Below are 12,239 nucleotides of genomic sequence, written 5' to 3' on the forward strand. Positions count from 1 at the left end.
TGGATGACATCGGCCGCTGAAATCGCCTGGTTGATTCCCGTTCTGCCCTTGGCGGGGGCGGCACTCACCGGTCTCGGGCTGATCAGCTTCAACCGCACCGTCAACCGGCTGCGCAAGCCCGTTGCCCTGCTGCTCATCACCCTGATCGGGGCGGCAGCCGTGCTGAGTTACGCCGTGCTGGCGGAGCAGCTGGCCGGAGCGCCAGCCACCGAAGTGCTCTTCAACTGGGCCAGCGCCGGCACCTTCAACCTGCAGATGGGGTTCCGGGTTGATGCCCTCGGCGCCGTGATGCTGTCGCTGGTCACCACCATCGCCTTGCTGGTGATGGTGTATTCCGATGGCTACATGGCCCACGACAAGGGCTATGTGCGCTTCTTCACCTATCTCGCCCTGTTCAGCAGCTCGATGCTGGGGCTTGTGATCAGCCCCAACCTGCTTGAGATCTACGTGTTCTGGGAGCTGGTGGGCATGTGCTCCTACCTGCTGGTGGGCTTCTGGTACGACCGCGAGGGTGCCGCCCATGCCGCCCAGAAGGCCTTCATCGTGAACCGCGTCGGCGACTTCGGCCTGCTGCTCGGCATCCTCGGCCTGTTCTGGGCCACCGGCAGTTTCGGCTTCGAGGAGATCGGCGCCGGCCTCTCCGCCGCCGTGGCTGAAGGCTCGCTCTCCAACGGCGTGGCGGTGCTGCTGTGCCTGCTGGTGTTCATGGGCCCGATGGCCAAGTCGGCTCAGTTCCCGCTGCACGTGTGGCTGCCCGATGCGATGGAGGGTCCCACCCCGATCTCCGCCCTGATCCACGCCGCCACCATGGTGGCCGCCGGCGTGTTCCTGGTGGCCAGGCTGCAGCCGGTCTACGAACCCTTCCCGCTGGTGCAGGCCGTGATCGCCGTGATCGGCACGATCACCTGCTTCCTGGGGGCCTCGATCGCCCTCACCCAGATGGATCTCAAGAAGGGCCTGGCCTACAGCACCGTGTCACAGCTGGGTTACATGATGCTGGCGATGGGTTGCGGCGCTCCCGAGGCGGGCATGTTCCACCTCGTCACCCACGCCTTCTTCAAGGCCATGCTCTTCCTCTGCTCCGGCTCGGTGATCCATGCCATGGAAGAGGTGGTGGGCCATGAGCCGGTGCTTGCCCAGGACATGCGCCTGATGGGAGGGCTGCGCCGCTTCATGCCGGTCACCTCCACCACCTTTCTGATCGGCTGCGTGGCGATCAGCGGCATTCCGCCGCTGGCGGGCTTCTGGAGCAAGGATGAAATCCTCGGCCAGGCCTTCAACGCCTTCCCGCTGCTCTGGGCGGTGGGCTTCCTGACTGCCGGCATGACCGCCTTCTACATGTTCCGGCTCTACTTCCTCACCTTCGAGGGCAGCTTCCGCGGCGGTGACCTCAGCGTCCGCAGTGCCCTGCTCCAGGCAGCCGGCAAGGCCCCGGAAAGCCATGAGGAGGGCCATGGCTCCCACGCCTCCCACCCGCACGAATCGGGCTGGCAGATGGCCGCACCACTGGCGGTCCTTGCCGTTCCCTCGGTGCTGATCGGCCTGCTCGGCACGCCCTGGAACAGCCGCTTCGCCGCCCTGCTCAACCCCGGCGAGGCCGCCGAGATGGCCGAGCACTTCAGCTGGGGCGAGTTCCTGCCGCTGGCCGGCGCTTCGGTGACGATCTCCGTGATCGGCATCACCATCGCGGTGCTGGCCTACGCCCTGCACAAGCTGGATCTGGCCACCGCCGTGGCCGCCCGCTTCCCCACCATCAATGCCTTCCTGGCCAACAAGTGGTACCTGGATGCGATCAACGACCGCCTGTTCGTGAAAGGCAGCCGCAAGCTGGCCCGTCAGGTGCTGGAGGTGGACGCCAAGGTGGTGGACGGGGTGGTGAACCTCACCGGCCTGCTGACCCTGGGCAGCGGCGAAGGACTCAAGTACTTCGAAACCGGCCGCGCCCAGTTCTATGCGCTGATCGTGTTCGGCGGCGTGATCGCCCTGGTGCTGCTCTTCAGCAGCTTCTGAGTCCGCTCCGTGCGCGCCTCGGCGCGGGCTCTGTGTGTCATCCCATATCTGGGCGGTACTGGGCAGTTGAGCATTTCTACACTCCGTCCAGAACCGAATTCCCTGGCCAGTGCCGCTTGACCCTGCCGTTGCTCCGGAGGCCCTTGCGGCCCTGGGCACAGCCTCCACCGGGGCCTTCCCCTGGCTGAGCGTTTCGATCCTGATGCCGATCGGAGCCGCGCTGCTGATCCCCTTCATCCCCGACCCAGGCGACGGCAAGACAATCCGCTGGTACGCCCTCGGCGTTGCCCTGCTCACCTTTCTGGTCACCGCCGGGGCCTACCTGAACGGCTACGACCCCTCGGTGGCGGGGCTCCAGCTGGTGGAACGGGTGGAATGGCTGCCTGATCTGGGGCTGGCCTGGTCGGTGGGCGCCGACGGGCTGTCGATGCCGCTGATCCTGCTCACCAGCTTCATCACCGCGCTGGCGGTGCTGGCCGCCTGGCCGGTCACCTTCAAGCCGCGGCTCTTCTACTTCCTGATCCTGGCCATGGATGGCGGCCAGATCGCCGTGTTTGCTGTGCAGGACATGCTCCTGTTCTTCCTGGCCTGGGAGCTGGAGCTGCTGCCGGTCTATCTGCTGCTGGCGATCTGGGGCGCCAAGAAGCGCCAGTACGCCGCCACCAAGTTCATCCTCTACACCGCTGGCGGCTCGGTGTTCATCCTGCTGGCCGCCCTGGCCATGGGCTTTTATGGCGGCGGCACGCCCAGCTTCGAATTCACCACTCTCGCGGCGAAGGAGTTCGGCACCCGCTTCCAGATGCTGGCCTACGCGGGCCTGCTGATCGCCTTCGGGGTCAAGCTGCCGATCGTGCCGCTGCACACCTGGCTGCCAGACGCCCACGGCGAGGCCACAGCACCGGTGCACATGCTGCTGGCCGGCATTCTGCTGAAGATGGGCGGCTACGCCCTGCTGCGCTTCAACGTTCAGCTGCTGCCCGAGGCCCACGCCCAGTTCGCGCCGCTGCTGGTGGTGTTGGGGGTGGTGAACATCATTTATGCGGCACTCACCTCCTTCGCGCAGCGCAACCTCAAGCGCAAGATCGCCTACAGCTCGATCAGCCACATGGGCTTCGTGCTGATCGGCATCGGCAGCTTCAGTGCCCTCGGCACCAGCGGCGCCATGCTGCAGATGGTGAGCCACGGCCTGATCGGTGCCAGCCTCTTCTTCCTGGTGGGCGCCACCTACGACCGCACCCACACGCTTCAGCTCGATGAGATGGGCGGCGTGGGCCAGAAGATGCGCAAGATGTTCGCCCTCTGGACGATCTGCTCGCTCGCGTCCCTGGCCCTGCCTGGCATGAGTGGCTTCGTGTCGGAACTGATGGTGTTCGTGGGCTTCGTGAACAGTGAGGCCTATGCGCTCAGCTTCCGCATCGTGATGGCAGCCCTGGCGGCCGTGGGGGTGATCCTCACTCCGGTGTACCTGCTCTCGATGCTGCGCGAGATCTTCTTCGGCAAGGAGAACGTGGAGCTGGCGGCCCACACCCGCCTGGTGGATGCCGAACCGCGCGAGATCTACGTGATCTCCTGCCTGCTGGTGCCGATCATCGGCATCGGTCTTTACCCTCGCCTCGTCACCGACAGCTACCGCGCCTCGATCGAAGCGCTCGTGGCCCGTGAGGACGTTGCCCTCACCAAGGTGGTGGGCCCCACGCCCAAGGGGCTGATCCGGGGGGCGGTGGGCAAGCAGCTGGCCTTGGCGCCGCCCCTGCTCCATGCGCCCGCCCTGGGCTGAGCGAATCGAGATCCTGCCGGCTGCCCAGCACCATCACCAGCACTGTGCGACGGCTTGCGCCCAATTCCGCTCAGGTGCCGCAAACTGGTCGACGGGATCGCTCCGCTGAGGCTGCCACCGGCCTGCCAGCCATGCGCCCCCGATTCAGAGCCTCGACCCACCACCCGCCATGCGACAGCTGAATTTCCTGCTGATCTTCAGTTTCGGCCTCGCCACGGTGATGTTCACGCTGGAGAACACCGATCCCACCACCGTGCGCTTCCTGCCGGGAGCCGCGGTCACCCTGCCGCTGGCGGCCTTGCTGCTGGTGGTGGGTGGCATCGGCGCCACCGCCGCCTGGGTGTTCGCCGTGTGGATCGGCGTGGTGAAGAAAGTGGAATTGATGCAGGACCGCAGCGAAATTGACGCCCAGCAGGTGCGCATCCGCGAGCTGGAAGACGACCTGCAGCGTTACCGCGCCACCGTGGACGCCCAGCTGGCCCTGTTGCCGGCCGCCGGAGAAAGTTCAGGGGGATCCGCGGCAGCGGATGCCGCTGGCTGAGTCGCCTCAGACCGGGTACGTTTCCGGCAGATCGGGGAGAACTGTGCCGAACGCAGGCGCCAGGCTGGCGATCCGCCTGCTGCAGGAGGCCGCCGAGCGCGGTGACCTCGACCCCTGGGATGTCGATGTGATCGCCGTGGTGGACGGTTTCCTCGATCAGCTGCGTCAGCGCATCGAGGTGCCACGCCTGGTGGCCCTCAGCTCCGGCCAGGGCGGCAGCTATGAGCAGGATCTCGCCGCCACCAGCGAGGCATTTCTGGCGGCATCAGTGCTGGTGGGCCTCAAGGCCGAAGTGCTGGAACGCCAGACCTTTCCGCCCATTGCCCTGGTCGCCGATCCTTGCGAGAGCGAGGATCCGGGCGAGGACAGCTGGTCGCTGGGGATCCAGCTGCCCCATCGGCCGGAGCGACAACTCTGGCGCAGGCCCGTGGCACCGCCGCCGCTGCAGCGGCCCGTGAGCCTCGGCGAGTTGATCCGCCAGCTGGAAGACATCGCCGAGCGGCTGGAGAGCGATAGCGGCCCGCGGCGCCACAAGCCGCGCAGCCGCCCCTACAGCGAACGCGACGCGATCGAGCAGGTGAGCGCCCTGGCCCACCGGGAGAAACTGCCTGAAACCACTGCCGCCCTGAGCTTCTTCCTGCAGCAGTGGCCAGAGGCCCTGGAGTGGGTGAACTTCGATGCGCTGGTGGAGGCCTGGAAAGACGCAGCGCCCCCCGATCTTGATCACGACCGGGTGGGGGTGTTCTGGGCGCTGTTGTTCCTCTGTTCACAGGGACGCATCGATCTGCGGCAGGAAGGGGGCCTGTTCGGGCCGCTGCACCTGCGCCGCGCACGCGAGGCCGAATGCACGCTTCCGCTTCCCAGTCAGAGCGCTGCCGCAACCGCCACAGGCTCCTGGCCGGCCGTGCCAGCTCCCTTGCCGGCTAGGCCGGCACTGGCAGCCTGACGCCCTTAATTAGGGTGCATGCAGAACCAACCGAGCAGTAAGGCGCCCATGAAGGCGATGATCCTCGCAGCCGGCAAGGGAACACGGGTGAGGCCCATCACCCACACGATTCCCAAGCCGATGATTCCGATCCTGCAGAAGCCGGTGATGGAGTTCCTGCTGGAGTTGCTCCGGGAGCATGGATTCAACGAGATCATGGTCAATGTGTCGCACCTGGCGGCAGAGATCGAGAACTATTTCCGTGATGGGCAACGCTTCGGCGTGGAGATCGCCTACAGCTTCGAAGGCCACATTCAGGACGACGGCGAACTGATTGGCGAAGCCATGGGTTCTGCAGGCGGCATCAAGAAGATTCAGACCTTTCAGACCTTTTTCGACGACACCTTCGTGGTGCTCTGCGGCGATGCCCTGATCGACCTCGACCTTACCGAAGCGGTGCGGCGGCACAAGAAGAAAGGAGCGGTCGCCAGCCTGATCACCAAGCGGGTGCCGAAAGATCAGGTGAGCAGCTACGGTGTCGTGGTCACTGACGACAACTCTCGAGTGCTCTCCTTTCAGGAGAAGCCCTCGGTGGAAGAGGCCGCCAGCGACATGATCAATACCGGCATTTATATCTTCGAGCCCCAGGTGCTCGACCACGTTCCCGCCGGCGTGCCCTTCGACATCGGCGCTGATCTGTTTCCCCGTCTGGTGGCGGCAGGGGCACCTTTCTACGCGCTGCCCATGGATTTCGAGTGGGTGGACATCGGCAAGGTGCCGGATTACTGGCAGGCGATCCGGAGCGTGCTGCTGGGGAAGGTTCGCAAGGTTTCGATCCCTGGCCGCGAGGTGCGGCCCGGCGTGTTCACAGGCCTGAACGTAGCGGCCGACTGGGACAAGATCAACGTGCAGGGGCCCGTTTACGTGGGCGGCATGAGCAGGATCGAACCGGGGGTCACGATCATCGGACCAGCCATGATCGGCCCCAGCTGCCACATCTGCGAAGGCGCCACGATCGACAACTCGATCATCTTCGATTACTCCCGCATCGGGGCTGGAGTCAGGCTCACCGAGAAGTTGGTGTTTGGCCGTTATTGCGTGGACAGCAATGGTGACCATTTCGACCTCCAAGAGGCCGCCCTCGACTGGCTGATCACCGATGTACGCCGCCAGGATGTGGCTCTACCCTCCCCCGAGCAAAAGGCCCTCGCCGATCTGCTGGGCAACGATCTCACCGCCAGCCAGCGCGGCGGCTGAACAACTCTGGATGCGCCTGCCCCAGTGTCAGGCGGATGGGCATGCCGTGAGCGGATCGATCGCCTCGATGCCGGCGAGGCTGAGGATGTTGGGGATCCGCTCTTCGGCCTTCACAGCCATCAGGTGCACGCCCTGGGCGATCTCACGGAAACTCGTAACCTGCTCCGCTGCGATCCTGATCCCCTCACTGGCTGGATCTGCCGCTGCCGCAAGACGCTCGATCACGTGCTGGGGAATGGAGGCGCCGGGCACCACACGGTTGATGAATTCGGCGTTGCGGGCGGATTTGAGCAGAAACACCCCCGCCAGCACCGGGAGGCCCAGCGGCGCGGCGATCTCCTCGCAGAAGCGGCGCAACACGCTCGCCTCCATGACCATCTGGGTCTGGAGGAACTTGGCGCCAGCAGCCTGCTTGCGGCTGAGGCGGCGGCGCAGGCCGCTCCAGCTGGGGGACTGGGGATCGGCGGCGGCGCCGGCGAACAAGGCGGTAGGGCCATCAGGGAGCGAGCCTCCCAGCGGATCACGGCCGGCATTGAAATCGCTCACCTGCTGCAACAGCCGCACCGCCTCCAACTCGTTCACCGGCCGGGCGTTCGGCTGATCGCCGGCCCGCACCGGGTCGCCCGTGAGGCAGAGCAGGTTGCGGATTCCCAGCGCATGAGCGCCCAGCAGCTCTGCCTGCAGGGCAATGCGGTTGCGATCCCGGCAGGCCAGCTGCAGCACCGGTTCGAGCCCTGCGTCGAGCAGCAGGCGGCAGAGGGCCAGGCTGCTCATGCGCATCACCGCACGGCTCCCGTCGGTGACATTGACCGCGTGCACCCGCCCCTTCAGCAGCCTGGCCATCGCCAGGGTGCGGCTCGGATCACCGCCCCTGGGCGGCATCACTTCCGCCGTGACCGCGAACGCTCCACGCGCGATGGCCCGCTGCAGCAGCACGACAACCGGGAAACAACCAGCGCCCATCATGCGTGAAGAGCGGCACCATCCAGGCCCCCCAGGCCGGCAGCACCCCCGGCTGGCTCGAGTGCGGCCTGACCGTGGCGGTGGGCGTCCGTGGGGAGGTGTTGGAGGGGCTGTCTAGGATGCATCCAGTCAGGCGGAGTGCGTTGATGTCCGTTCGAGACGACCTCAGCGCGCCGCGAACCGGCTTATCCGAACGGGAGCTGGAGATCATCAGCCTGGTGGCCACCGGCCTCACCAATCAGGAAATCGGCGAGCAGCTGATGATCAGCAAACGCACCGTCGACAATCACGTCAGCAACATCTTCACCAAAACCGGCGCGAAGAACCGGGTGGCGCTGCTGAACTGGGCGATGGACAACGGCAAGATCTGCCGGGACGGCTTCAACTGCTGCAATCTGCCGGCCCCGTCGCCGGGGCTCTGAGGCCCATCGCCGCCAGTACGGCCCGGCGCTCGTCCTCAGGCCACTGCGACAGCGGCGTGATCGACAGGGAGGCATTGCTGAGCTCCAGGCGGCCGGTGACCTCCAGGGCGCACCAGGGAGGCACCACCAGGGGCTGATCGGCCCGCTCCAGCTCCACTTCCGCCAGCACCAACGGCGCATTCGGGGGCTCGAACACATCGAGTACCCAGTCGCCGCCCGGCAGATCGAGGCCATAGCGGGTCTTGCCGAGGCGGTGGGCCGCCAGGCTCAGCAATGCCTCCCCATCGGTGGCGGGAATCGGATACTCGAACTCGTGGCGGGCGATGCCGGCGGCGGCCGCCTTGATCGTCAGCCGGGCCTGGTCGATGGCGGTGTCTTCCCCGAGGCGCACCCGCACGGTGACACCAGCGGCGTCGCGCGTGAGGTAACCCTGCCGCAGCGGGCGGCTCCAGCGCACCTGCGGCCGCCAGCCGTCGCCATGCACCAGGAAGCGCCGCTCGATCTCCAGGGCCAACGCCGTTCTCCGGGGCTAACCCCTCCAGCATGGGCCGCAACAGACCCGTTGGGCGACGGCCTAGTTCGGCGACGGCTCCGCAGCGGTGAGGTCACCGGCCCAGTGCAGCTTGTGGCTGAGGGTGCGGTAGTAGGAGGGGCTCTGATCGAGCACCACCATCAGTGCGTCGTGGCTGGAGCGCTGCACCACGCAGCGGTCACCCGGTTCGAGCACGGTGGCATGGGCGCCATCTTTCCAGAGCTTCACCCGGCGACTGGTTTCCCCCAGTGGCCACACCGCCAGCATCGCCCGGGGTGGCACCACGATCGGCCGACTGGAGAGGCTCATCGGGCAGATCGGGTTGACCACGATCGCGTCGATGCCGGGATGGAGGATCGGACCGCCCGCCGCCATCGAGTAGCCGGTGGAGCCGGTTGGGGTGGCGATGATCAGGCCGTCCCCGCGGAACTGGTCCACCACTTCGCCGTCGATCTCCAGCTCCAGCACACAGGTGGGCGACACCTCATCAAGGCTGGGCCGGAAGTAGAAGTCGTTGAGGGCGCGGTGGATCGGCTCGCCATCCACGCTGCCGTCACTGCGCACCACCCGGCCCTCCAGCATCATGCGCCGCTCCAGAGCGAAGCGGTCATCGCGCAGCCGCTGCCAGAGGTTGTCCTCACTGGAGCCTGAGCTGAGCACGAGCCGCTTGCGCTCGTGGGTGAGGAAGCCAAGGTGGCCGCCGATGTTGAAGCTCAGGATCGGCACCTGCAGGGGCGCCAGATGGCGGGCCGCCCCCAGCACCGTGCCGTCGCCGCCAAGCACGACGGTGAGATCGGGCAGGAGCGGTTCGCTGGCCAGGAGCCCCGGAAAGGGGTTGGAGGCGAGACCACTGACGGCCACGGCCACATGCACGCCCTGGTTGCGCAGATCCTCCGCGCAGATGCGGGCCTTGCGCTGGGCGGCCTGGCTGTGGGCACGAACAATCAGCCAGACCCGCTGGAGCTGCATGACGGAACCGTGCCGCTACCAGCGCAGCAGGTTGAAGCGCTCCATGTCGACGGTTTCGCGGTTGCGGTAGAGGGAGAGCAGGATGGCCAGACCCACCGCCGCCTCTGCGGCCGCCACGGTGATCACGAAGATGGCGAACACCTGGCCGCGGATCTCCTGGCCATCGATGTAGCTGGAGAAGGCCATCAGGTTGATGTTGACGGCATTGAGCATCAGCTCGATGCTCATCAGCACGCGTACGGCGTTGCGGCTGTTGATCAGGCCCCACACCCCCGTGCAGAAGAGAACGGCAGCCAGCACCAGGTAGGCCTGGAGCGGCACATCGATGGGTGTTTCGATCGGCATCAGAGGGTCTCCTGAAGGGCGGAGGGAGATGGGGTGGGGGGATCGAGGAGCAGGGGCGGGCGAACCTTCTCGATCAGGCCCTGATCGACGTCTTCGCCGGTGGTGAGGTCGGTGCCGAACACATCGCGGCGGGCCAGCACGATGGCGCCGATCATCGACATCAGCAACAGCACCGAAGCGAGCTCGAAGGGCAGCAGGTAGTCGCTGAAGAGATGCTCGCCGATACGGATGGTGGCGCCTTCACCGAGGGAGGCCGGACCTGGAACGGCCCAGGGAGTGGTGAGATCGACCCGGAGCAGCAGCAGGAACAGGCCGAGGCAGACGCCACCGGAGAGCAGGCGCCGCAGGGCAAGACGGGGGATCTCAGAGAGGTCTTCCTTCTTGTTCACGAGCATGATCGCGAACAGGATCAGCACGTTCACTGCGCCCACATACACGAGCACCTGGGCGGCGGCCACGAAGCTGGCGTTCAGCAGCAGGTAGAGGCCCGCCACCGAGAGGAAGACACCGCAGAGCAGGAAGGCGGAATAGACGATGTTCGGCAGCAGCACGACCCCGAGGGCTCCCAGCACCAAGGTGATGGAGAGCGCCACGAAGCAGATCAGCTGGGTGGTGGAGGCGATCGTCATCAGACCCCTTCCTCGCTGGCGGTGGTGGTGGTGGTGGAGCTGGACGCGGCCAGCACCTGTTCAGGCAGTTTGCCGGCCCGGGGGCTGGCGGGATCCACCGTGTGGGGATCGAGCTCGCCGGCGGGCAGATAGGCCAGCTCGCGCAGAGCCACCACGGCAGGGTCGCTGGTGACGCTGGTGGGCAGGCGACCGAGGGCGACGTTGTCGAAGTTGAGGCTATGGCGATCAAACGCCGCCAGTTCGTACTCCTCGGTCATCGAGAGGCAATTGGTGGGGCAATACTCCACGCAGTTGCCACAGAAGATGCACACCCCGAAATCGATCGAGTAGTTGCGCAACTCCTTCTTCTTCGTTTGCTTGTTCATCGCCCAATCCACCACCGGCAGATTGATCGGACAGACCCGCACGCACACCTCGCAGGCGATGCACTTGTCGAACTCGAAGTGGATGCGGCCGCGGTAGCGCTCCGAAGGGATCAGCTTTTCGTAGGGGTACTGCACCGTGATCGGCCGGCGGCGCAGGTGATCGAAGGTGACCGAAAGCCCCTGGGTGATGGCGCTGGCGGCACCGACGGCGTCCTTGGCGTAGTCGCCGACCTTTTGGAGAAAACCGAACATGGGCGTGGCGGAATTCGAGGAGAGGGACGGAGGAGGAAAGCGGTGGGCTCAGCGGGCCTGGGTCAAGGCCTGAGGGCCGGTGGGGTCATGATGGCTGGCCCCAGGCTCAACCGCCGAAAAAGGCGGGAAAGGCCAGTTTGAGCCCGGCGGTGACGAGCAGATTCACCAGGGCGATGGGCAGCAGGAACTTCCAGCCCAGATCCAGCAGCTGGTCGATGCGCACCCGTGGCAGGGTCCAGCGCAGCAGGATCGCGATGAACACCAGCAGGTAGGCCTTCAGCACGGTCATCACGATGCCGACAGACCCGGTGATGACCTGCACCAGCGGAGCGTCCACCGACTGACCAAGGGCGCCGGCCAGCCATTCGACCGGCAGGGGGAAGCCCCAGCCACCCAGGTAGAGCACCGCCACCAGCAGGGCGGAGAGCACCAGGTTGATGTAGCTGCCCAGGTAGAAGAGGGCGAACTTCATGCCGGCGTACTCCGTTTGGTAGCCGGCCACCAGCTCCTCCTCGGCCTCGGGCAAGTCGAAGGGCAGGCGCTCGCATTCGGCCAGGGCACAGATCCAGAAGATCAGGAAGCCCACCGGCTGACGCCAGATGTTCCAGCTGAGGATGCCGGCGCCGCTCTGCTGATTGACGATGTCGACGGTGCTGAGCGAATTGCTCATCATCACGACGGCCAGCACGGCCAGGGCGAGCGGGATCTCGTAGCTGATCGACTGAGCCGCTGCCCGCAGGCCGCCCAGCAGCGAATACTTGTTGTTGCTGGAGTAGCCGCTCATCAGCAGACCGATCGGCTGGATGCTGCTGAGGGCGATCCAGAGGAAGATGCCCACCCCCACATCGCTGATCACCAGGTGCTGGCCGAAGGGAACCACCAGCCAGGAGAGGATCACGGGGATCAGCACCAGCACGGGGCCGAGCGTGAACAGCAGGCCATCGGCCCGCTTCGGGATCACGTCTTCCTTGAAGAGCAGCTTGAGGCCATCGGCCAGGGGCTGCAGCACCCCGAGGGCACCGGCATACTCCGGGCCGATGCGCTGCTGGACGGCGGCGGAGATCTTGCGCTCCAGCCACACGTTCACCAGCACGCCCACCACGGCGGCCACCAGCACCAGCAGCATCGGCAGGGGCAGCCAGATGAGATGGGCGGCGGCGGGGCTGAGGCCGAAGCCCTCCAGGATGGTGGTGAATCCGCTCTGCAGGTCGATGCCGGGGGGCACCGCCGCCTCGAGGACCGGGGGAGGCGA

Annotated in this window: 13 protein-coding genes; 6 read left to right on the forward strand and 7 right to left on the reverse strand. The window is 66.1% G+C overall.

Going from position 1 to position 12,239, the window contains the following annotated elements; all coding sequences use genetic code 11:
- Positions 1 to 3: 3 nt before the first annotated feature.
- The 5 genes from CJZ80_RS07070 to CJZ80_RS07090 all read left to right on the forward strand — a co-directional run bounded on the left by CJZ80_RS07070 (position 4) and on the right by CJZ80_RS07090 (position 6,510).
- On the forward strand, positions 4 to 2,010 hold the full coding sequence (locus tag CJZ80_RS07070; RefSeq protein WP_094511643.1) for an NAD(P)H-quinone oxidoreductase subunit 5: 2,007 nt from the start codon (positions 4 to 6) through the stop codon (positions 2,008 to 2,010).
- A 202-nt stretch (positions 2,011 to 2,212) separates the two neighbouring features.
- Complete coding sequence (locus tag CJZ80_RS07075) at positions 2,213 to 3,787, forward strand: NAD(P)H-quinone oxidoreductase subunit 4 (protein ID WP_233132916.1); 1,575 nt, start codon at positions 2,213 to 2,215, stop codon at positions 3,785 to 3,787.
- A gap of 169 nt (positions 3,788 to 3,956) precedes the next feature.
- Positions 3,957 to 4,328: a lipopolysaccharide assembly protein LapA domain-containing protein gene (locus CJZ80_RS07080; protein WP_094511648.1), complete on the forward strand. Its 372-nt coding sequence runs from the start codon at positions 3,957 to 3,959 to the stop codon at positions 4,326 to 4,328.
- A gap of 43 nt (positions 4,329 to 4,371) precedes the next feature.
- Positions 4,372 to 5,274, forward strand: a complete 903-nt coding sequence (locus tag CJZ80_RS07085; RefSeq protein ID WP_233132890.1) for a segregation/condensation protein A — start codon at positions 4,372 to 4,374, stop codon at positions 5,272 to 5,274.
- A gap of 48 nt (positions 5,275 to 5,322) precedes the next feature.
- On the forward strand, positions 5,323 to 6,510 hold the full coding sequence (locus CJZ80_RS07090) for an NDP-sugar synthase (protein WP_094511658.1): 1,188 nt from the start codon (positions 5,323 to 5,325) through the stop codon (positions 6,508 to 6,510).
- Between the two features lie 27 nt (positions 6,511 to 6,537).
- Here the strand turns inward: CJZ80_RS07090 and CJZ80_RS07095 are convergent, their stop codons facing one another.
- Positions 6,538 to 7,473 carry a methylenetetrahydrofolate reductase gene (locus CJZ80_RS07095; RefSeq protein WP_094512349.1) on the reverse strand — a complete coding sequence of 312 codons (936 nt, stop codon included), beginning with the start codon at positions 7,471 to 7,473 and terminating at the stop codon, positions 6,538 to 6,540.
- A 146-nt stretch (positions 7,474 to 7,619) separates the two neighbouring features.
- Between CJZ80_RS07095 and CJZ80_RS07100 the strand changes: the two genes are divergently transcribed.
- Positions 7,620 to 7,895 carry a response regulator transcription factor gene (locus CJZ80_RS07100; protein WP_094512353.1) on the forward strand — a complete coding sequence of 92 codons (276 nt, stop codon included), beginning with the start codon at positions 7,620 to 7,622 and terminating at the stop codon, positions 7,893 to 7,895.
- Here the strand turns inward: CJZ80_RS07100 and CJZ80_RS07105 are convergent.
- The 6 genes from CJZ80_RS07105 to nuoH form a co-directional block, all read right to left on the reverse strand.
- Positions 7,855 to 8,409: a CYTH domain-containing protein gene (locus CJZ80_RS07105; RefSeq protein WP_094511663.1), complete on the reverse strand. Its 555-nt coding sequence runs from the start codon at positions 8,407 to 8,409 to the stop codon at positions 7,855 to 7,857. The two genes, CJZ80_RS07100 and CJZ80_RS07105, sit on opposite strands and share 41 nt — an antisense overlap.
- A gap of 60 nt (positions 8,410 to 8,469) precedes the next feature.
- A complete protein-coding gene (locus tag CJZ80_RS07110; RefSeq protein WP_094511669.1) occupies positions 8,470 to 9,396 on the reverse strand; it encodes an NAD(+) kinase in 927 nt (308 codons plus the stop codon).
- Between the two features lie 15 nt (positions 9,397 to 9,411).
- On the reverse strand, positions 9,412 to 9,741 hold the full coding sequence (nuoK, locus tag CJZ80_RS07115) for an NADH-quinone oxidoreductase subunit NuoK (RefSeq protein WP_094511673.1): 330 nt from the start codon (positions 9,739 to 9,741) through the stop codon (positions 9,412 to 9,414).
- Positions 9,741 to 10,370 carry an NADH-quinone oxidoreductase subunit J gene (locus tag CJZ80_RS07120; protein WP_094511677.1) on the reverse strand — a complete coding sequence of 210 codons (630 nt, stop codon included), beginning with the start codon at positions 10,368 to 10,370 and terminating at the stop codon, positions 9,741 to 9,743. The genes nuoK and CJZ80_RS07120 overlap by 1 nt, the downstream gene beginning before the upstream one ends.
- On the reverse strand, positions 10,370 to 10,987 hold the full coding sequence (ndhI, locus tag CJZ80_RS07125) for an NAD(P)H-quinone oxidoreductase subunit I (RefSeq protein ID WP_094511682.1): 618 nt from the start codon (positions 10,985 to 10,987) through the stop codon (positions 10,370 to 10,372). Before ndhI ends, CJZ80_RS07120 begins: the two co-directional genes overlap by 1 nt.
- 106 nt (positions 10,988 to 11,093) lie before the next feature.
- Positions 11,094 to 12,212: an NADH-quinone oxidoreductase subunit NuoH gene (gene nuoH / locus CJZ80_RS07130; protein WP_198948273.1), complete on the reverse strand. Its 1,119-nt coding sequence runs from the start codon at positions 12,210 to 12,212 to the stop codon at positions 11,094 to 11,096.
- Positions 12,213 to 12,239 lie beyond the last annotated feature (27 nt).

This window comes from Synechococcus sp. MW101C3, assembly GCF_002252635.1.
Taxonomy (GTDB): domain Bacteria; phylum Cyanobacteriota; class Cyanobacteriia; order PCC-6307; family Cyanobiaceae; genus MW101C3.

Bases quoted from the DNA above. Each gene is read 5' to 3' on its own strand.
- CJZ80_RS07070 (WP_094511643.1), top strand. From the start codon at position 4: ATGACATCGGCCGCTGAAATCGCCTGGTTGATTCCCGTTCTGCCCTTG.
- CJZ80_RS07075 (WP_233132916.1), top strand. From the start codon at position 2,213: ATGCCGATCGGAGCCGCGCTGCTGATCCCCTTCATCCCCGACCCAGGC.
- CJZ80_RS07080 (WP_094511648.1), top strand. From the start codon at position 3,957: ATGCGACAGCTGAATTTCCTGCTGATCTTCAGTTTCGGCCTCGCCACG.
- CJZ80_RS07090 (WP_094511658.1), top strand. From the start codon at position 5,323: ATGAAGGCGATGATCCTCGCAGCCGGCAAGGGAACACGGGTGAGGCCC.
- CJZ80_RS07095 (WP_094512349.1), bottom strand. From the start codon at position 7,473: ATGGGCGCTGGTTGTTTCCCGGTTGTCGTGCTGCTGCAGCGGGCCATC.
- CJZ80_RS07100 (WP_094512353.1), top strand. From the start codon at position 7,620: ATGTCCGTTCGAGACGACCTCAGCGCGCCGCGAACCGGCTTATCCGAA.
- CJZ80_RS07110 (WP_094511669.1), bottom strand. From the start codon at position 9,396: ATGCAGCTCCAGCGGGTCTGGCTGATTGTTCGTGCCCACAGCCAGGCC.
- nuoK (WP_094511673.1), bottom strand. From the start codon at position 9,741: ATGCCGATCGAAACACCCATCGATGTGCCGCTCCAGGCCTACCTGGTG.
- CJZ80_RS07120 (WP_094511677.1), bottom strand. From the start codon at position 10,370: ATGACGATCGCCTCCACCACCCAGCTGATCTGCTTCGTGGCGCTCTCC.
- ndhI (WP_094511682.1), bottom strand. From the start codon at position 10,987: ATGTTCGGTTTTCTCCAAAAGGTCGGCGACTACGCCAAGGACGCCGTC.